Origin of the sequence: Methylotuvimicrobium buryatense 5G (genome assembly GCF_000341735.1) — a bacterium.
GTDB lineage: Bacteria > Pseudomonadota > Gammaproteobacteria > Methylococcales > Methylomonadaceae > Methylotuvimicrobium > Methylotuvimicrobium buryatense.
In genome coordinates, this window is the sequence record NZ_KB455575.1 from 962,054 (window position 1) to 982,592 (window position 20,539).

Here is a 20,539-nt window from a genome sequence, read left to right on the forward strand (position 1 = left end):
CGTCATGAAAGCTGAATACGATCAATTTCCAATTTTCGAAGCCAATCAGGTGTTGAGCAACCGGCATCTGAATCAGGTATTTAATTACTTGGACGAGCAAAACCGGCTGACGCGTTCGAACCTGATCGGTATCGGTATCGTATGCGGTTTCGAAATCGAATACACGACGTCTCCGGAAGCGGTTATTCGGCTATCGAAGGGCGTCGGTATCACTTCGAAAGGCTATTTGGTCAGCGAAGCCGACGATATCGAACTGAGCGCCTATCGTTCATACACGCTGCCCAACGATATCGGGTATGCCTCCTTCGAAGGCCATCCGATTTGGGAACTGTTCCCGAACGGCGAGCCGAATACCCAAGCCTTGAATCAACCGTCCGGTTTCTTGAACGATAAGGCGCTGCTGCTGTTTTTGGAGTTGAAAAAGGCCCCGCTGCGCAATTGCAGTCCGAATAATTGCGACGACAAAGGATCGTCGGTGACGGTCACGCTTAGGCGTTTGTTGATCAAACGCACCGATTTAGCCGACATCATTGCCGCGCTCAACGGCCTCGATGCGGGTCTGAGTTCCGCCGATTTGGAAAATCAATTGGCCGAACGTTTCAATTTGCCGGATTTGCGTTTGCCGAATATCAGCGTGCCAAGTACGTCCTTGGCGACTTCGCAGCAGGTCTTGGCTGCATTTCACGCTGTTTTTTCCTCTTCCGGCTTGGCCGCTAAAGTCGGCGAGGCCTTATCGGCCGCGTATCGAGCCTTTAAACCGCTCGTCGAGAACGATTATCCGAACGATCCGTTCGAAGGCTTCGACGCGAAATTCGGTTTTTTGAATAGCCAACCCGATTCGGCCGAACAAGTTTTGTTTCTACCGTATTATTACGATTGTTTCGACGACTTGTTGTCCGCTTACGACGAATTCCGCTGGCAAGCGGCTGAGTTGATTTGTTTATGCGGCCCGCCGGCAGAGTTGTTTCCACGGCATTTAATGGTGGGTTTATTGTTTCCCGAAGCCGTCGCCGAGCCCGGCTATTACCGGCATCGTTTTTTGCCGTCTCCTGCGGTCGGCGCCTGTACAGAGCAAACCCGAACGCTACAACAGTTGTTCGCGCGTTTGGTCGAGATGGTCGAGCGGTTTTCGAATAAGCCGCCATTAACGAACGATGCAACGCAGCAGATCAAGATAACGCCTAGCCGTTTGGGCTCCGTCGCATTATCGGAGAAGGCGATCCCTTACTATTATTTGCAAAACGGCAATCCGCCGTTGTATCGCTTATGGAATCCGGTTATGACCCGGCGCGGTCGGGCCGCGCAAAATCTAGGCTACCGCGCCTTTGAATATGCTTCGCAAGCGTTCGTGCTCGATCCGCTGCGTTTCGATCTTGAACCTTACAATTTTTTGCGCATTGAAGGACACTTAGGCAAGCCCTATCAGAATGTACTGGAAAACCTATTGCAGCACAAAGATCGCTACCGATTGCCGATACAAATCATGGCATTGCGTACCGGAGCGTTCGAAGAATCCGGAACAGTCGATCTTAAAGAGCATGCCTGTTATTTCGAGGATTTGCTGACGCTCTACCGAGCCTACAAGCGAGAAATTTTATGCGCGTCTTCTAAGGCGCTATCGGCCTTGTTGAACAAAAACATCGGCCGGCAAGCTCTCTCCGCCGAAAGCCGCATAGCAAGACTCGATCGGCAGCCAGGTACTCTGGGCGCCTTATTCGCCGAAAAATATCAGGGACGTGATGTGTGCGATTTGGTCGATATCGGCGAACCCCCTTTGATGAATGCCGCGATTCGGTCGGTGGGGTATCTGTACAAATTCGAACATCTATTGGTCGAGGATCTCGCCGAAATCGACTGGCCATCATTGCAGCAAAACATGGAAGGGCTTAAACAATGGACGGCCGAAATCGAAAAACAGCGGGAAGGCGATGAAACCGCAGGCGAACTCGATTGGAAAGCGCTTTCTCTTGTCTTGAAATCGATGCTTGATCAATGCAAGCTCGAAGCCCTGGAACTCATAGAAGAAGAGTTGTTGCGTCGGGTTCGCGAAGTCAAGAAAAAACGCTTTCTGAGCCATTTTTTACAAAAACATCCGGGTATCCGCCATAAAGCCGGCGTGCCCATCGGCGGCACATTCGTGTTGGTCTATCACCAGACGTCCAAATCCGAAGCAAAATCTGGGGTATCCGCAGTGAAAAATGTTGCCGCCCCAGCATTAACCGTTGAAGGCATGCAGCCATCCGTTGCACATACAAGAGTGAAGGCGGCGGCCGATAGGCTGAAAAACAATCCCGCATTGGCGAACGATCAAGATTTGCAATGGCTACTTGAAACCGTGACCGGAAGACCGTTTCGTCCGGAGACAGCAGCGCCGTCGAACTGGCAAAAACTCTTGGATGCGGTTGTCGGTCAATTACCGGACGGCTCGGTCATCGCCGATTTTTATCTGCCTTATTTGTGCTGTTCGGACTGCGCGCCGATTCAATTCGTCTTGCCAAAATCGCCGCCGACCTTCGATATTGAAGTGGGCTGCACGAATCCTAACCATCAAGCGGAAGTTTCCGTGATACCGCTGAGCGGCAAAGCGCCTTATCGCTTGCAACTAAACAATCAAGCCTTTGAGCCTTTAACCGATAAGCCGCTGATATTAAACACGGGCGCTCATCGCATGCGCATCATCGATGCCGACGATAGCGAGTCGACGGTGCGCGAAATCGTGATCGCCGAGTCTTTACTTTTGCTCGAACCGGAATATCGATGCACCGATGCCGGTGCCTATATCGCGACTATGCGAATTACCGGCGGCACGCCGCCGTATTCGGTGAATGGCGAAATGCTAAGCGCCAGTGAGTTCGTTTCACCGCCGACAGCGAGCGGCCAAACACTGCCGGTCGAGGTCGTGGACCGTAATCAATGCAGCGTCAGAACCGAATTGGTCTTCGTTTGCGAAGCGGAATGCGATTTACCGTGCGAAGGTTTGTCGCGGCGCTGCGCTTATCGTTTATGGCTGCAAGCGCCCGGTCCGGAAACGCCTTATGAAGTAGTTCGACTAAGCGGCAATTTGATCCATTTCCGCTTCAATGGTCAAAATTTCGAGATAGGTGCAGAAAAAGTCTTTGCGGATGTCACAGCGGCTAACTTGAATCAATCTTTCGATAATACGATAGGCGGAGCCATTAAAATACTGAACGCATCGATAGAAGAAGTGTTGGTCGACGAATTCGGCGAGGCGGGCAGGGGGCGCCTGATCGTCTCATACGAGCCGGACGAAAAGGAACCGTTCTCGGTCTTGCGAATCGAGCATTTTGTTTGCGAACGCTTCAGTCTGGAATGGGCCATGAGCTATGGGCAACCGGCGCCGGTCTTCGATATTAGCGTGCGCTATAGCAATGAGCCGTTGCCTAACGGCAATGCGTTCTTCAACGGTGTGATCCTACGAGACCGCAGGCGCAATACCGAAACCCGGATTCCGGCCTTCGACTGCAGCGAACGCAATCAATGCGTGGACGGCGAATTCAGAAGGCTTTGCGACGGCCCTGATATCCGGCCCACGATAACATTCGAGTCGGTTGGTACAAACCGAATGAGTTTCTCGGGAGGCGTCGAAGGGAGAGCATCGCCTCCAATCATTGCCTGGATATGGGATTTTCCATCTGCTCGAACGTCAGAACCGCTATATGCCGGCGAAAAAGTCGAAGTTGAGTTCGAGAGCCTTGGACCTAGCGCAAGACTCACCGTAATCACTGCGAACGGCTGCCATTACGTTACCGAACGAACCTTATTGCTCCGATGAACGCAGTGATTCGATGCTATGCGCTCGATGCCGAAACGACCGGCTCCGATGCGGACGGCGTCGAATTACAACGCCTATTGACTCGCTTGACTCACGACAAAATTGTTCAAATTCTCGACGGTGTTTTGGAGCGTTGTTCATCGCCGAACGATTATCTGTATCTCGAACGCTTGACGATCGATGTCGGAAGCATCGAATTGGATAATCTGGAAAGCGAGTTACCGAAAAGAATTGCTACCAATCTGGAAAGCGCCTTAGCCGATATTAGCGCTTCGCATACCGACGATTCGCGGGCGCTCATCGCCGGCGGAAATTATCGGCAATCGAGACAACAAGCCGTAAACAAAGCACTGTTGTTTTTTTTGAGGATAGGGCGTTTGCCTTGGTCGTTCCGTTTGCCGACCGGTCAAAATTTGGAACAGGTTTTGACCGAAAACTGGCGTGATAACGAGTCCGCCTTGGGTGGCCGGCATTTCAGTAAGGCGCTGATCGGAGTTTTACGAGACGATGCGGCTAGAATCCGTTTGCTTCGGCAGTTTTCGACGGATTTCGTTGCCCGCTTGTTAGTTCGTTATTTTCCGGAAACCGCTGTCGTTTTCGAGAAAATACGGCAAGACTTAACGGATTCCGTACCGCCCGCGACTGCCGAAGACGACCGCTTAAGAACTGTTGTGCAGAACCTGTTGGTCATATTGTCGTCGGGTCAAGCCGTTAGCCAAACGATGCTGGACGAAATAGATGCAATTGTTAAAGACCGATACGACGCAAACTACGCACTGGATCGGCGTTTCGCAGGGAAACAGCAACATCAAGTGTCTCGGAGAAGCGATTCGGCATCACGGTCCCAAACACCCTCGACACATCGGCAGGAAGATGAGCTACTAGCGCATTCATCGTATCCCTTCGACGATCCGGATATCGACGAAGGCGTCTATGTCGATAATGCCGGCTTGGTGTTGCTGCATCCATTTTTGCCGCAACTGTTTACCGCATCGACTTGTTTGCAAGACTATAAAATTGTTAAAACCGGCAGGGCCTTGGCGCTTTTACATTATCTGGCAACCGCAGAAACAGTTGCACACGAATACGACTTGGTATTACCTAAGGTACTGTGCAATATCGACTTGCCCGTGCCGGTCGAAACCCTAACGGAACTGAGTCTCGAAGAACGAAGCGAAGCCGATGAATTATTGACTGCCGTGGTGAAACATTGGGACGTATTACGAAATACCTCGATCGACAGTTTACGAGGAACGTTTATTCTGAGGCCCGGAAAACTGATGCGGCGCGGCGATGGCGACTGGCAACTGCATGTCGAATATCGAAGCTGCGACATTTTACTGGATAGCCTGCCTTGGAACATTGCAACGATTAAGCTGCCGTGGATGCAAAACCTGCTTTGGGTGGAGTGGAGCCTATGAAGACCGGTGTAAAAAAATCATCCGGCACTGTTTCGAAACCGGCCAATCAAGCTTTTTTTGCCAAGGCCGGTTCGAGCGGATTTTTTGCGGCCGCGAACGAACCGAAAGCGCCGGCCGTGCAATTGAAAATGACGGCCAACAAACCCGGCGACAAATTCGAAAATGAGGCCGATAACATGGCCGATAAGGTCATGAAGATGCCGGCGCCGGAAGAGCGAGTGCAAAAGGCGGAATTACCGGAGGAAAAAGTTCAGAAACAAGAAGAGCCTCTTCAAAAAGCCGAGCTTCCCGAAGAAAAAGTCCAAAAACAAGAGGAAGAACCACTCCAAAAAGCCGAAGAGCCCGAGCGAACGATACAAAAGCAAGAAGACGAAACACTGCAAAAGGCTGAAAGACCTGAAGACAAACTACAAAAGGCGGAAGCTCCTGAAGAAAAATTGCAAAAGCAAGAGGAAGAGCCCTTACAAAGGGCTAAAGCTCCCGACGAAGAACTGCAGAAAGCCGAATCAAGCGACGAAGAGATCCGAAAAAAAGAAGAAGACCAATTACAACGCAAAGGCGACGGCGCGCCCGGCGTCAGTAGCCAAGTCCAATCGGCGATTCATAATAAAACCACCGGCGGCGAGGCTTTATCCGGCGATATCCGAGGCTTCATGGAGCCTCGCTTCGGCGCCGACTTTAGCAACATTAGGATTCATCACGACGCCGAAGCCGGCGGCTTAAGCAACCGACTCAGCGCGAAAGCCTTTACCTACCGTAATCACATATTCTTTTCCCACGACCAATACCGGCCCGGTACCGGAGAAGGTAAGCAACTGCTTGCACACGAACTGACCCATACGATACAACAGGGCGCCGCCGTGCAGCGGAGTCCGCAGGTGACAACGACTGCAACGCATCCTGCGCTACAACGCAGTTTTTTACCGGATCCGCGCGATTTCATTGCCAGAAAGGCTGCGTTGATACCGGGCTTCCCGATGTTGACCGTGGTGATCGGCATGAACCCGGTGACCGGTGCGGCTGTCGATCGCAGTCCGGGCAACATCATGCGGGGAGTCATCAGTCTGCTGCCCGGAATCGGCCCGGTTATCAATCAAGCCTTGGATAATCATGGAATCTTTTCGAAAATAAGCGACTGGGTTTATCAGCAATTCGATGCACTCAAGGAAATGGGGAGCGGTATTTGGGAAAGCGTTAAACAATTTATCAAAGAGCGATCGATTACCGATATCAAAAATCTGGATGCTGTTTGGGAGCAGGGCAAGCGCCTAATTACCGGACCAATAGACAAAGTAAAATCTTTTGCCGCCGGTCTCGTCGGCGGAATTGCCGGTTTGATCAAGGATGCGATTCTCAATCCGATTGCCGAGTTTGCGCGCAGTCAAACGAATGCTTATCCGTTGTTGTGCTCTGTTCTCGGCAAGGATCCGATTACCGGCGATAAGGCGCCGGACGATGCCGAGGCGTTGATCGGCGGATTCATGAATTTGATTAATCAGGGCGATGTCTGGGCCAAGATTCAGGAAGCGAATGCAGTGCCACGCTGCATGGCTTGGTTCAAAAAATCGATGCAAACGGTCAAAACTTTTGCCGTACAAATTCCGGGGCTTTTTATTGCCTCGTTCAAGGCATTGGAAATCAAGGATATTATTTTGATTCCGCTCGCGTTCGGAAAACTGGCCAAGGTTTTCGGCTCGTTTGCGGGTCAATTCATCGGTTGGGCGGGAAGCGCCTTGTGGAATCTGCTGGAGATTATTTTTGACACCGTTAAGCCCGGCGTAATCGGTATCGTCAAGCGTACCGGCGGTGCACTGAAAGCGATTTTAAAAAATCCGTTACCTTTCGTCGGTAATTTGGCTGCGGCCGGTAAATTGGGTTTTCAACAGTTCGCCGGCAATTTTCTAGGACATCTCAAAAAAGGGCTGTTCGAATGGCTAACCGGTTCATTGCCGAGTGTTTATATCCCTGCATCGTTTGCATTGGGCGAGATTGCGAAGTTCGTGTTTTCGGTGTTGGGATTAACTTGGCAAAATATGCGCGTCAAATTAGTCAAAGTGCTCGGCGAAAAAACCGTTCAGGCGCTCGAAACCGGTTTCGACATCGTCAAAACATTGGTCACGCAAGGACCTGCTGCCGCATGGGATAAAATCAAGGATCAGCTTTCGGACCTCAAGGACACCGTGATCGGTGGAATTATAAGTATGGTTGTCGACATGGTCGTCAAAAAGGCTGTTCCCAAGATCGTTTCAATGTTTATACCGGGTGCCGGTTTCATTTCGGCTATTTTGTCCATTTACGATCTAGTGATGGTCGTCGTGCAGAAATTGTCGAAAATCGCCCAGGTCGGCGCCGCATTCATCGGTTCGATCGTTCAAATCGCCGCCGGCAACATCGGTGCGGCGGCCAAACGCGTCGAATCGGTACTGGCCGGCATGTTGTCGCTGGCCATCAGTTTTCTCGCCGGCTTCGCAGGTTTCGGTAAAGTCGCCGATAAAGTCATGGGAGTAATCAAAAAAGTTCGCGTGCCGATTGATAAGGCGTTGGATAAGTTGATTGGCTGGATCGTCAGCAGGGCTAAGGCTTTGTTTGCGAAGTTCTTTGGCGGGAAAAGCAAATCGGATGAGCGAACCGATGCTCAGAAACAAGCGGATTTAGGCAAAGCAATGAGTGAAGTCATTCCCATGATGGAAAACCATCAACTATCGCGTAATAAAAAAGTGTCTAACCTGATGCTAATAAAGCAAAAATACAGAATGTCTAAATTGGAATTTGTTACTGAGTCACGGAAAGGAGCTACAGAGAAATTTCATGTTGAAGCGGAAATCAACCCTAAAGCTAAGTCGCCGACGATGATGGATACTGTGCTACCTAGGGAAATGATTAAGCTTCCTACACAAACTATTGGTGTTCCGATACCTCGCCCTAAATCCGGTGGTGCTGAAAATGTATTATCTGGACCGGAGAAGACCGGACAAACTGGCAAGCATCGTTCTCATATCTTTGGTCCTATTATTGGGCATGATTTATCTGAGGGGATGTCTTATGCTCCTAAGTTGGTCAATCTGAGTTACATGGAGCACGGAATAGAAACGTTTATGAAACATCTCGTTGAAATAGAACCTCCAGGCGTGGTATTCAAATTGAGTCCGGCTATTCGTAGAAAAAGAACGGCTGTATTGGAAGAAGTTAATTATGTTGTGACTGCACATAAGGGTGAGGAGAAAGCGACAATTTGCGATATTACGATTGAGCTTGATTACACCAAAAGTGAAAACAATCCCAAAGTTCTACTTTCCGTAGAACTTGTCGGGCGTTTGTTCGGGTGATATCAAGGCTATGTTCGTATTAATAGTTGAAAAATCCGCAAGCCAGAGTTTGCCGTCAGGATGTCCCAAACCGGAATTTGTGACATAGCATAAAAGATTTTTGGTTCCCAATGTATACACAAGACCGGTAAAGGTGCTGAACAGAGGTTATCGAATACCTGGGAATGGTACTATTTGAAAAATCTGTGGATATTGAAAGTCAATCGTGACGAATGCGTTGTTCCCACAAAGGGCTGGATGCTCTGTGGGAGCAGATCCCCTGATCGCGATTTCGAGGTCGAGAGTGTTAAGCGAAAATAAATGGTATCGAGGCCTCATTGGCTGATATTGCAAAAGGGGAATTTATGACTTATGTATAACGATGAGCGGTACTCCGTGGAAACGCATACCTTCGCTGCCGAGGCAAGAACGATATGAATTCCTATGCTGGAGCGGTGGGAACGAGTAGCACGGCAACCCTACCGAGGTTAACTAAGCCAATATGATTTGACCTGAGTAAGGATTCAGTGGTTAGGAATAAGCACAAATCGGCATTTTTTTACGGTCTTTGTCCTAAATAAAATTCAAAAAATGACGCTCAATGAATGTTGATATCGCTAACCTTGAAATAGCCCTTAACTGGTTAAAATCCTTTATTGAAGATTGCCTATATTCGCGCCTTAGAAAACCCTCGGAAATTGAAATAAAGTCGTTGAGTTTTTATAGCAGTGAATCATGGCTGACCGAATTCATAGAAAAATACAACCCTAGCCTGGAAGAGTTTGTCGTACTGTTACTCGCTATCGTTCCTCACCTCCAACCTCATTTCTTCAATAAATTGATTTCCGAGTTTCTTCCCGAAGGCGGCGATTTCCCCGAATTCGGCGGCGTCAAAGGCACTAATCACCGAGGCATTCTTCCCACCGGCGAAACCGCGCAATTCATTCTGGCCGGGGACGATCTGGAAAAACGTCTCGAAGTTCAAAAAATCTTCAGCGACGACCATTGGTTCGCGAAACAAAAAATTCTCCGGCTCGACCCGGTACCCGAAGGCGAGCCGATCATGAGCGGGCGCTTGGTGCTCGACCCTGAAATCGTCGAATGGTTGACGCTCGGCACGGTTAGCAAACCGCGCTTCGGTATCGACTTTCCGGCCGAATATATCGAAACCGAAATGGCTTGGGACGACTTGGTATTGCCGCCGTCGACCTTGACACAAATACGCGAAATCGAACATTGGATCGAATACAACGATACCTTACTGCAAGACTGGGGCATGAAGAAAAAGATCAAGCCCGGTTACCGGGCGTTGTTCTACGGACCGCCCGGCACCGGCAAAACCTTGACTGCGACACTGCTCGGCAAGCAGACCGGCAAGGACGTGTTCCGCATCGATTTGTCGCGCGTCGTATCGAAATATATCGGCGAAACCGAAAAGAACCTGTCGCGTTTGTTCGACAAGGCCGAAAACAAAGATTGGATCTTATTTTTCGACGAAGCCGACGCATTGTTCGGCAAGCGCACCGACATACGAGATGCGCACGACAAATACGCCAATCAGGAAGTCGCTTATTTATTGCAGCGCATCGAGAACTATAACGGCTTAGTGATTCTGGCCTCAAACCAGCGAGCTAATATCGACGAGGCGTTCGTGCGGCGCTTTCAAGCTATCATTCACTTTCCACTGCCGGGTGCGGATGAGCGCTACGAAATTTGGCGCAAAACAATTCCCGAACAGCTCGAGGTTCATATCGACATCGATTGGCGGCAGGTAGCGAATCGTTACGAATTGTCTGGTGCGAGCATTTTAAATGTTACCCACTATTGCGCGGTTGAAATCATAGCGGCGCAAAGCGCAAGGCTCGATCTAAAAAGACTGGAAACCGCGATTCAACGCGAATTCATCAAAGAAGGCAAGGTTGTTTAGATTTTGCTCGCTACTATAAACCTAAAGCAGCAGATGATATGTGCTGTAGGCCGTTCCTGCCGAGCAAAGAAAGCGCCGTAGGGTCAGCTAACTTAAGCGTCATTCCGCCAGGGATTGGCGGAATCCAGTGCCATGGATGGCAATGCCTAACCTTACCTGGATATCGGTAATCCATGCCAATATGACTAATAAAGCGGCAAATGCAAGCGCGCCAAGATTTTTCGCGAAAGCTGAAATGGGGTCCGTCCGATTTCAGCAGCGAAAAATGACTTGGCGATTATTGCCTTCGGCGGCCCCGATTCGCCCTGCGTCCGTGCCACTACGCCACATCATCGTAAACTCGATGCGGCTCCGTAGCACTCCCACAAATGGCTTTACGCCGTGTCGCGATGCCTTGTATTTTGCCTCCGCCTGCGCTATTCGCGCAGACTCCGGCAAAACACCCGGCGCTACGGCTATCGGGGACTAAAAATCTTCACTTCGCTAGCGCTCCGTTTCCAAGATTTTCAGCGCGCATAGGATAAGCGCTAAGTTAGCTCTTATGGGTGCATGGCGTTACCATGAAACCGCCGCTGTTTACCAACATTTTCTGCTCTTTTCATATCTCATCAAGCAATTGATATTAAAAGTATAAAAAATTATCTTCATGAGAGCCAAATCGAAGCTTGAAGGTTCTAAAACACCTTCACCGGATTGGTGAAGCTCTTTTTAGGATAAAGCATCCCATCCATGCTGATACAACCGGGCCGGGCTTGTTCTACACTAAGCTCCAGACGACGTCGGCGCTGACGCGCCTCCCCGGCTAAGCTTGGCGTTAGCAGTTACTCCCACGTTTGCCCCTCTTTGCCAAATGAGTAAAAAAAGAATATTTTATACTCATGAGCGACTTTGAATAAGATGACGATAAAAGCCAAGCCAATCTGGAAAAGCACGGAATCGACTTTCTGGATGCCCAGGCCCTCTGGCGAGACACTGACCTGCTGGAACTCCAAGCTAGATCGGATGATGAACCTCGTTTTCTGGTCATAGGTCTGATTGGTTCGAAACACTGGTCAGCCGTCGTCACCTATAGAAACGGAACAGTTCGGCTTATTTCTGTAAGGCGCTCCCGCAAACGAGAGGTAGAACTATATGAACGCTAAAGATTTTGATAAGAAATTTGACCAAGGCAAAAAAGACATCATTGATGATCTTGACTTGTTTACGGCGCGTCGTGTCAACCAGGAACAGAAGCGCATAAATGTCGACTTTCCTTCGTGGGTAGTAGACTCGTTGGACCGTGAAGCGGCTCGTATCGGTGTTACCCGGCAATCGATCATCAAGGTCTGGCTGGTTGAGCGCTTGAAAGCTGAAGCTGCTAACAAAGCCCTCAATGGTGACGCCTCAAGCGGCGGACATTAGCAGAGCGTTAAAGCGCACTGATGTCGCACCTCTTCGCCAATTTCTGTCTTTCCGTCGCACCCAAAAGATCGTCATGCTATCGCTGGCGGAGCAATTCTTTCAATTGATGAGTTAGTTGCCGAAATTACGTTATAAACTTAACGAGGCGCTCAAGCGGTCGGCTTAGCTTTGCGTTATGGGAATGAGGGAAATCGTTTCAACAACATTCGCTGAAAATCTTGGAAATGGAGCGTTAGCGAAGTGAAGATTTTTAGCCACCGATAGCCGTATTGCCGGGTGTTTTGCCGGAGTCCGCGCGAATAGCGCAGGCGGAGGCAAAATACAAGGCTTTTAGTGCAATGCAGTTTCGTCGGCGTGAGGGAAATTAATCCTGCCCCTTTTCCTAGTTCCAATTTTTTCGGCTTACTTTGGTCATTTCGATTACTTTGCCAAGGGCAAGGCTTTATTGTCTAGCGTAAACGGTTGGCATGCTCTACATTTGCACAATGAGAATGCCGATTTAATTTGTCTTGGAACCTTCGGAGTTTTCACCAGAGTGAACGGTATATCTCGTCTGAAATAGATAAAAATTTTGTATCGAGATCGTATTTTGAAAATAAAAGACACGCTTTATGTTGCACATGTTCGTTCTAATGATAAGAAAATACAAACTTTGGAAGAGCACCTTATCGATGTTGCTGAAATTGCAAAAAAACTGGCCGCTAAAATCAACCTGCCGGAAGCGGGCGAATTGATCGGTTTGCTGCATGATTTCGGCAAATACAGCACTGAGTTTCAAAATTATCTGCAATCAGCCACGGGGCTGATCGATCCTGACATCGACAATGAAGCCGTCGACGCCAAAGCGCTGAAAGGTAAAATTGATCACTCCAGCGCCGGTGCGCAATGGATTTGGCAAGAGTTGAGCCGTTATGGCAATAACGGCGAAGGCCGCTTGTGCGGGCAGATTATGGCGGTTTGCATTGCCTCGCATCACAGCGGCCTGATCGACTGCCTGAAACCGGACGGCAGCAACGGTTTCAATGTGCGCATGCAGAAAGACGACGTCCGAACGCATTTGGCCGAATGCAAGGAGAACGCCGACAGTCAAATTCTCGAACGAGCAAAGAAACTAATGGACAAGCCGCTGCTAAAAGCGATGCTCGAACAAATCAGGGTAATGATGATGTCCGGCTCGAAGCAGTCAACAACGATACGAGAATTTTATTTGGGCTTTTGGACGCGATTTTTGTTTAGCTGTCTGATCGATGCCGATCGCATCGACAGCGCCGATTTTGAAACACCCGGTAATGCGTGCTACCGAAACAAAAACGACTTGCAATTGACAGTGGCGATAGAGCGTCTGGAATTGTTTTTGGCAGGATTCTCGAATAAACCGACCGAATCCAATACTCCGATTGACGGAATCCGGCGCGAGATTTCCGAAGTGTGTAAAAACCGTGCCCACGAGCCGCAAGGCATCTATACGCTGACCGTGCCGACCGGCGGCGGCAAAACCTACGCAAGTTTGCGCTATGCCTTGCACCACGCTCAAAAGCATAAATTGGAGCGCATCATTTACGTCATTCCATATACCTCGATCATTGAACAAAATGCCGCCGCGATACGCAGCGCACTTGAACGGGAAAGCGATGCGTATCCGTGGGTGCTTGAACAACACAGCAATTTGGAACCGGAACGACAAACCTGGCACAGCAAATTGGCCGCTGAAAACTGGGACGCGCCGATAGTCTTGACGACGATGGTGCAGTTTTTGGAAACTCTGTTCGGCGGCGGCACACGCGGTGTTCGGCGCTTGCATCAACTGGCGAACAGCGTCGTGATTTTCGATGAAATTCAAACCCTACCGATTCAGTGCACGCATTTATTCTGTAATGCGCTAAACTTTTTAGCCGATCATGCCGGGATGACCTCCGTACTGTGCACCGCTACGCAACCGGTGCTGGATCTTTTGCGAGCGCCCGACAAAGGACAGCTATGGTTGCCGCAAAACAGCGAGTTGATGCCCGATGTCGGCAGCCTGTTCGATCAACTCAAACGGGTCGTTATTAGTGACAAAACCAAACCCGAAGGTTGGAGCGAAGACGAAATCGCCGAATTGGCGCTGACCGAACTCGACACAAAAGGAAATTGCCTGGTCATCGTCAATACCAAAGCCTGGGCGCAGGCCTTGTATTTGAAATGCGCCGAAACCGTCGATATCGAATGCCTGTTTCATCTGAGCACAGGCCAATGCGCCGCGCATCGAAAGGCCTTGTTCAAGCTTATGCGCCGGCGCTTGGCGGACGGGTTGCCGGTGTTATGCACCAGCACGCAGTTGATCGAGGCGGGCGTCGATATCGATTTTGCCAGCGTGGTTCGTTTCTTGGCCGGGCTCGATTCGATCGCGCAAGCGGCCGGGCGTTGCAACCGTAACGGACGCTTGCCGATCGCGACGGTGCATATCGTCAATCCGGTTCGGGAAACCATTGCGCAATTGATCGACATCAAGGTCGGTCAGGAAAAAACGAGGCGCGTCTTGAGCGAAATCGAAGATGAAGACCTGTTGTCGCCCGAAGCGATGCGGCGTTATTTTCAATACTACTTTCATGACCGTGCCGACGCGATGAGTTACCCGCTGTCGGCCAAGCAGGTAGGACGGGACGATACATTGCTCAATTTATTGAGTGAAAACAAATACAACATCGGCCACAATGCCCTATTGCATCTAAAACAATCGTTCATGACCGCCGGCAATGTGTTCAAGGCGATCGACGCGCCGACACATTCGGTCATCGTACCTTATCGTGAAGGCAAACAATTGCTCGTCGAGTTGGGCGGTATCGCCAAACAATTTGAAGCGCGGCGGTTTCGCGAATGCTTGCAACGCGCTCAGCAATACAGCGTCAATGTCTTTCCGAACGTTTGGAAACGGCTGGTCGAACAGCAGGCGGTCTACGAAATTCAACCGGGCGAAGGAATTTACGGTCTGGACCAGCGTTATTACAGCGAAGCCTTCGGTCTGTCGACCGAGCCGGTCGGCAAGGCCGAGGCGATAATTTTATAAGGAGTATGTGTGAAAAACAGCATCAGTTTTCGATTGTGGGGGCGTCATGCCTTGTTTACCGATCCGGTAACGCGCATCGGCGGCGAGAAATGTTCCTATCATCTGCCAACCTACGAAGCGATCAAAGGGGTGCTCAAGTCGATCTACTGGAAACCGACCTTGATCTGGCACGTCGATAAAGTCAGAGTGATCAAGTTGCTGAGAACGCAGACCAAAGGAGTAAAACCTGTGAAATATCATGGAATCTATCCAAGTGACAAGGACTCTCTAAAAAAACAAGTATCTTTTCATGATTTGGCTATTTATACCTTTTTGCAGGACGTGGAGTACCAGGTGCAGGCGCATTTCGAATGGAACGAACATCGGCCCGAATTGGCAAAGGACAGAATCGACGGCAAGCATTACAGCATCGTACAGCGCATGCTGGAACGGGGCGGCCGGCAGGATATTTTTTTGGGCACGCGCGATTGCCAGGCTTACGTCGAACCGTGCGAATTCGGCACCGAAAAAGGCGCTTACGATGACATTGACGAACTGGCATTCGGCTTGATGTTCCACAGTTTCGCCTACCCCGATGAAACCGGCATCGACGAACTGCACAGCCGATTTTGGCACGCGACGATGAAAAAAGGCATTTTAGAATTTCCAAGACCGGAAAACTGTCCGGTCAGCCGTTTCGTCAGACCGATGCGCCGCAAGCCTTTCGGAATAGGCAGTAATTTACTGGCCGTCGAGGATGAGGAGAATCGCTAATGAGTTGGATGGAAAAGCTTTATCAAACCTATGAGCAAGGGAGTCATTTGGAAACCTTCAAGGCATGGCCGATTTCCCATTTTGTAAAAACGGCCCATATTGAAGTCGTGATCGACGGAAACGGTAATCTCAAAAACGATCGTATTAAACTGTTGTCGGGAGAAGAAACATTGACCCTGATACCAGTGACAGAGAGTTCGGCAGGGCGGTCGGGTACCAAAATTGCGCCGCATCCTCTTTGCGACGAACTAGGTTATTGTGCTGCGGATTTACCGGAAAGAAAACACGAAAAAAACCAGATGTTTATGAATCAATTGAAAACCTGGTGTTTATCCGATTATACGCATCCGAAAGTACAAGCAATATACCGCTATCTTGAACAACAAAGCTTATGGCTTGATATCACTCGAGTTATTGAGTTTCCGTTATCTTTTACAAATAGGAGCGGTCAAAAAACCAAAGTTTCTGCAGATAAGGCATTCGTAAGATGGAGAGTTGAAGAGCCTGGAAATCCTTGTTCTGCGACGTGGGATGATCAAGAGTTGATTGAAAAATGGATTCAGTACGATCGGGCGAATCATCAGGACGAAGGCGTTTGCTATGTCAGCGGAGCGTGTGCTCGGCTAATACAAAACCATTCCCGGTTTCTCAGGAATTCAGCCGATGGCGCGAAACTGATTTCGTCGAATGACGACAGTGGCTTTACCTTTCGCGGCCGATTTCTCGAAGACGGCGAAGCCTGCGGCATCAGTTTCGACATTTCCCAAAAAGCGCATAACGCCTTGCGCTGGCTCATATCCCGCCAAGGTTATCGAAACGGCGATCAAGTCTATGTAGCCTGGGCGGTTTCGGGTAAGCCGATCCCGGAACCGTTGGCCGATACCTGGTCTTTTCTGAATACCGGCGATTTCGATTTGGAAGAAGTCGATCAGGCCGAGGCGCCTGAGCAAACGGACGACACTGTCGATCATTCGATTGATTTAGGCCAATCCTATGCGCAACAGCTGAGCAAAAAAATGGCCGGCTATCGGGCCGAATTGACGGCCAACGAGCAAATCGTCGTGATGGGCATTGATTCGGCGACACCCGGGCGTATGGGAATCCTTTATTACCGTGAATTATTTCGGGACGATTTTTTCAATCGGCTTGAGTCCTGGCATACCGAGTTTTCGTGGCCGCAACGTCATACGCTCGAAATTCCGAACGATACGGGGAGAAAACCGAAAACCAAAGTCATTTGGCCGGTCAGTTCGCCCGTTCCTATCGCGATTGCCAAAGCCGCCTACGGCGAGAAGGTCACCGACAATCTCAAGAAAAAAGTCATCGAGCGCTTGGTGCCCTGTATCGTCGACGGTCAACCCTTTCCTTGGGATTTGGTCGACAACTGCATTCGCAAGGCGACTAACCGCAACGCTTACGCCAGTGATGGACAATGGCTGTGGGAGAAAAACCTCGCCATTGCCTGCGCGCTTTTCAAAGGCTATTACCGCAGACACCCAAACTCAAATCAAAGGAGAAACTATGCCATGGCATTAGAAGAAAACAATCGATCGCGAGACTACTTGTACGGACGGTTACTTGCGATCGCCGAGCGTATCGAAGAAGTGGCTCTTAATGTCGGCGGGGAAAACCGGTCGACTACAGCGGCTCGTTTGATGCAACGCTTCGCCGACCGTCCCTACGAAACTTGGCGCTCGATCGAGTTGGCCTTGCAACCCTATATTCAACGATTGCGCGTGTCGCGCGCCGGCTTTTTAACCAACCGGCAGAAAGAGCTCGATGCCGTGATCGCTTTATTTAATGGCGAAGATTTCAGAAGCAAAGCGCCGCTTTCCGGCGAATTTTTGCTGGCATATCACTGCCAGCGGCAAAAATTCAAAACGAAAACAGACACTCACGAACCCAACGAAACTGAAGCACAAGGAGACTCAGAATGAGCGAACTGGACCGAAACACATTGAGCCATAAAATCGACTTTGCCGTTATTTTCAGCGTCGATCACGCCAATCCCAACGGCGACCCGCTCAACGGCAACCGGCCGCGCACCGATTATGACGGTTACGGCGAAATGACCGATGTTTGTCTGAAACGGAAAATCCGCGACCGCTTGCAAAGCGAAAGCTTTTCGATTTTCGTGCAATCCGACGAAAAGAAAACCGACGGTATGACCAGTTTGAAAAATCGGGCCGAAGCGGAACCACCAATCGGATTGGGTAAGGATGCGTTCAATCCCAAGAAGCAAAGCAAGGATCAAACCGCGCAAATGGCCTGTGCGAAATGGTTTGACGTTCGCGCTTTCGGGCAAGTCTTTGCGTTCGGTAAGGACGGCGATGCAGCCGGCGTTTCGATTCCGATTCGAGGGCCGGTCACGATCCAATCGGCTTTCAGCGTCGAACCGGTCAGTATTACCAGTACGCAAATCACCAAGAGCGTCAACAGCGAAGGCGATGGTAGTAAAAAAGGAGCCGATACGATGGGCATGAAGCACAGGGTCGACCATGCCGTTTATGTCGCTTACGGTGCGATCACGCCGCAACTGGCCGAGAAAACCGGGTTCAGCGATGACGATGCCGAGGCGATCAAAAAGGTTTTGCCGAGACTGTTCGAAGGCGATGCGTCATCGGCAAGGCCCGAAGGCTCCATGGCCGTCAAAAAAGTGATTTGGTGGCAACATAATAGCCGAAGCGGTCAATATTCTTCGGCCAAGGTACATGGCAGTTTGACGGTCAATGCCGACGGCAGTTATGAGCTGGAAACGCTTCCTGGATTGCAGCCGGAGGAAAAAGAAGGCTTTTGACGACAAGCTGTAGGAGCGACTTCCAGAGCGCGACTGAATGGTTTTCTGCAAATTTTGACGATGAACGATCTAGAGCCGATTTACCTATCCCGTTTGCAACACTATCTGTATTGTCCCCGGCAATTCGCGCTGATCGAGTTGGAATACGTTTGGCTCGAAGATCGCTTTACCGCCGAGGGACAAGTGTTGCATCAGCGAGTCAACCAACCCGACCGCGAGACGCGCGGAGATATTCGTACCGTTAGAGCGCTGCGTTTGTCTCATGCCGAATTGGGCATCGAAGGCGTGGCCGATGTGGTCGAATATCACCGGCAGTCGGACGGTACGGAAGTTCCATTTCCGATCGAATACAAACGCGGCCGGCCCAAGGCGCACCGGGCCGATGAAGTCCAGTTATGCGCCCAAGCGCTCTGTCTGGAAGATATGGAAAATGTCGAAGTGCCGGAAGGCGCTTTGTTTTACGGCGAAGTACGCAGGCGGCATGCGGTCGTTTTCGATCAGACATTACGTGAATTGACGCTGGAGACTATTACGGGCTGCCGCGAAATTATCCGCAGCAAAGAAACGCCGAAAGCCGATTACCAAGCGAAAAAATGCCGAAACTGTTCGTTGCTCGAACAATGCCATCCGCAAATATTTGGCAAATCCGCGTCGGCCTGGTTGGCCCGGCAACTTGCACAGGACTGAATATGCGACCGTTAAGAAACGTCATTTATATCCAAACTCAAAATTCCTGGTTACACAAAGACAACGAGAATCTGGTTCTAAAAGTCGATAAAGAGCTGAAAGCGCGTGTACCGATCCATAAATTACAAGGACTGGTTTGCTTCGGGCAAGTCAGTATTTCGCCTTATTTGATGGCGCATTGCGCGGAAAACGGCATAACGATTACCTATCTAAATCAATTCGGAAAATTTCTGGCGCGAGTCGAAGGGCCCGTAAGCGGCAATGTTTTGCTGCGTCGTACCCAACACCTGACCGGCGCGGATACCGCAAAGAGCGTCGCGATCGCACGAACGATGTTGACCGGAAAGCTTTATAATCAGCGCTCGGTATTGAGACGTTATCTGCGTGATTACGGGAATCAAGCCGAGCAGCAAAATATGACGCACGATCTGGCAGCCGCCGAGAAACGCTTGAGCCGATGTATGCAACAACTGGCCGACTGTAACGGGATTGATACCTTGATGGGCAGGGAAGGGGAGGCGGCACAGGTTTATTTCGGCGTGTTTCAACACTTGATCCGTCAACCGGGCTTCGAATTCGACGCACGCAGACGCCGGCCGCCGACCGATCCGGTCAACGCACTCTTGTCGTTTTGTTATACCCTGCTGACCCATGATTGCCGCTCCGCGCTCGAAACGGTCGGCCTCGATCCTGCCAGCGGTTTTTTGCATCAATTGCGTAGCGGCAGACCGTCATTGGCGTTGGATTTGGTCGAGGAATTCAGGCCGATGGTCGAACGCTTCGTCCTGTCGTTGATCAACAAACGTCAACTTGCCCTTAATGACTTCGAAACCTGGCCGAATGGTTCGGTGACGCTCAAGGAAGAGCCGCGTAAAACATTGTTGGCCGCCTGGCAGGATCGCAAGCAAGATACCTTGATGCATCCTTGGTTTGAAGAAACCGTACCGGTTGGTTTATTACCGTGGCTGCAAGCCCAAATACTGGCGAGATTCTTGCGCGGCGATTGCGACAGCTACGTGCCGTTCTTGTGGAAATAATGGGAGATAGATCGATGATGATACTGGTGACCTACGATGTTAGTTTTAAGACCGAAACCGGGCCCAAGCGCTTGCGGAAAATCGCGAGACTTTGCCAAGTATTCGGGCAACGGGTTCAATACTCGGTGTTCGAGATCGAAGTCGATATGGCTCAATGGACGCAGTTGAAAAACGACCTGATTAATGTGATGGACCCGGAGGAGGATAGTTTGCGGTTTTATTATCTGGGCAACAATTGGGAACGAAAGGTAGAACATGTTGGAGCCAAAAAGGTATTGGATTTGAATGGGCTGTTATTGATGTAGCGCGAACCCCAAGTACTCATGAAAATGCTTGGGGTTTCGCAAAATGCCTGTCAATGCCCAATCGATT

The 20,539-nt window shown here is 50.1% G+C and carries 12 protein-coding genes and 1 pseudogene; all 13 read left to right on the forward strand.

Features of this window, described 5'->3' with window-relative positions; genetic code table 11:
• Positions 1 to 4: 4 nt before the first annotated feature.
• The 13 genes and pseudogenes from METBU_RS23265 (at position 5) to cas2 (ending at position 20,472) form a co-directional block, all read left to right on the forward strand.
• Positions 5 to 3,793, forward strand: coding sequence for a hypothetical protein (locus METBU_RS23265; protein WP_138767152.1), 3,789 nt, complete (start codon positions 5 to 7; stop codon positions 3,791 to 3,793).
• Positions 3,790 to 5,214: a contractile injection system tape measure protein gene (locus METBU_RS25130; RefSeq protein ID WP_017839470.1), complete on the forward strand. Its 1,425-nt coding sequence runs from the start codon at positions 3,790 to 3,792 to the stop codon at positions 5,212 to 5,214. Before METBU_RS23265 ends, METBU_RS25130 begins: the two co-directional genes overlap by 4 nt.
• The gene (locus METBU_RS23275) at positions 5,211 to 8,540 is read left to right on the forward strand and encodes an eCIS core domain-containing protein (RefSeq protein ID WP_017839471.1); all 3,330 of its coding nucleotides are present in this window, start codon (positions 5,211 to 5,213) and stop codon (positions 8,538 to 8,540) included. Before METBU_RS25130 ends, METBU_RS23275 begins: the two co-directional genes overlap by 4 nt.
• A gap of 580 nt (positions 8,541 to 9,120) precedes the next feature.
• Entirely contained in the window at positions 9,121 to 10,446 is a 1,326-nt protein-coding gene (locus tag METBU_RS0104395; protein WP_017839472.1) for an ATP-binding protein, read from the forward strand.
• Positions 10,447 to 11,354: 908 nt separating this feature from the next.
• A pseudogene (locus METBU_RS29185) lies at positions 11,355 to 11,588 on the forward strand (BrnT family toxin); the annotation flags it as partial.
• Positions 11,578 to 11,847, forward strand: coding sequence for a type II toxin-antitoxin system BrnA family antitoxin (gene brnA / locus METBU_RS0104410; protein ID WP_017839475.1), 270 nt, complete (start codon positions 11,578 to 11,580; stop codon positions 11,845 to 11,847). The pseudogene METBU_RS29185 and the gene brnA, both read left to right, overlap by 11 nt.
• Positions 11,848 to 12,436: 589 nt before the next feature.
• Positions 12,437 to 14,893 (forward strand): CRISPR-associated helicase/endonuclease Cas3, encoded by a 2,457-nt coding sequence (locus METBU_RS0104415; protein ID WP_017839476.1) that lies wholly within the window; start codon positions 12,437 to 12,439, stop codon positions 14,891 to 14,893.
• A 9-nt stretch (positions 14,894 to 14,902) separates the two neighbouring features.
• Complete coding sequence (gene cas5c / locus METBU_RS0104420; protein WP_017839477.1) at positions 14,903 to 15,646, forward strand: type I-C CRISPR-associated protein Cas5c; 744 nt, start codon at positions 14,903 to 14,905, stop codon at positions 15,644 to 15,646.
• Positions 15,646 to 17,583 carry a type I-C CRISPR-associated protein Cas8c/Csd1 gene (cas8c, locus tag METBU_RS0104425; RefSeq protein ID WP_017839478.1) on the forward strand — a complete coding sequence of 646 codons (1,938 nt, stop codon included), beginning with the start codon at positions 15,646 to 15,648 and terminating at the stop codon, positions 17,581 to 17,583. The genes cas5c and cas8c overlap by 1 nt, the downstream gene beginning before the upstream one ends.
• Positions 17,580 to 18,443, forward strand: a complete 864-nt coding sequence (gene cas7c / locus METBU_RS0104430) for a type I-C CRISPR-associated protein Cas7/Csd2 (RefSeq protein ID WP_014148633.1) — start codon at positions 17,580 to 17,582, stop codon at positions 18,441 to 18,443. Before cas8c ends, cas7c begins: the two co-directional genes overlap by 4 nt.
• Before the next feature lie 60 nt (positions 18,444 to 18,503).
• The gene (gene cas4, locus METBU_RS0104435) at positions 18,504 to 19,130 is read left to right on the forward strand and encodes a CRISPR-associated protein Cas4 (RefSeq protein WP_017839479.1); all 627 of its coding nucleotides are present in this window, start codon (positions 18,504 to 18,506) and stop codon (positions 19,128 to 19,130) included.
• 2 nt (positions 19,131 to 19,132) lie between these two features.
• Entirely contained in the window at positions 19,133 to 20,167 is a 1,035-nt protein-coding gene (cas1c, locus tag METBU_RS0104440; protein ID WP_014148631.1) for a type I-C CRISPR-associated endonuclease Cas1c, read from the forward strand.
• A gap of 14 nt (positions 20,168 to 20,181) precedes the next feature.
• Positions 20,182 to 20,472: a CRISPR-associated endonuclease Cas2 gene (gene cas2 / locus METBU_RS0104445; protein WP_026130023.1), complete on the forward strand. Its 291-nt coding sequence runs from the start codon at positions 20,182 to 20,184 to the stop codon at positions 20,470 to 20,472.
• The last annotated feature ends 67 nt before the right edge of the window (positions 20,473 to 20,539 follow it).

Excerpts from the sequence above, each read along its gene's own strand:
- METBU_RS23265 (WP_138767152.1), top strand. The coding sequence starts at position 5 with ATGAAAGCTGAATACGATCAATTTCCAATTTTCGAAGCCAATCAGGTG.
- METBU_RS25130 (WP_017839470.1), top strand. The coding sequence starts at position 3,790 with ATGAACGCAGTGATTCGATGCTATGCGCTCGATGCCGAAACGACCGGC.
- METBU_RS23275 (WP_017839471.1), top strand. The coding sequence starts at position 5,211 with ATGAAGACCGGTGTAAAAAAATCATCCGGCACTGTTTCGAAACCGGCC.
- METBU_RS0104395 (WP_017839472.1), top strand. The coding sequence starts at position 9,121 with ATGAATGTTGATATCGCTAACCTTGAAATAGCCCTTAACTGGTTAAAA.
- brnA (WP_017839475.1), top strand. The coding sequence starts at position 11,578 with ATGAACGCTAAAGATTTTGATAAGAAATTTGACCAAGGCAAAAAAGAC.
- cas8c (WP_017839478.1), top strand. The coding sequence starts at position 15,646 with ATGAGTTGGATGGAAAAGCTTTATCAAACCTATGAGCAAGGGAGTCAT.
- cas7c (WP_014148633.1), top strand. The coding sequence starts at position 17,580 with ATGAGCGAACTGGACCGAAACACATTGAGCCATAAAATCGACTTTGCC.
- cas4 (WP_017839479.1), top strand. The coding sequence starts at position 18,504 with ATGAACGATCTAGAGCCGATTTACCTATCCCGTTTGCAACACTATCTG.
- cas1c (WP_014148631.1), top strand. The coding sequence starts at position 19,133 with ATGCGACCGTTAAGAAACGTCATTTATATCCAAACTCAAAATTCCTGG.
- cas2 (WP_026130023.1), top strand. The coding sequence starts at position 20,182 with ATGATGATACTGGTGACCTACGATGTTAGTTTTAAGACCGAAACCGGG.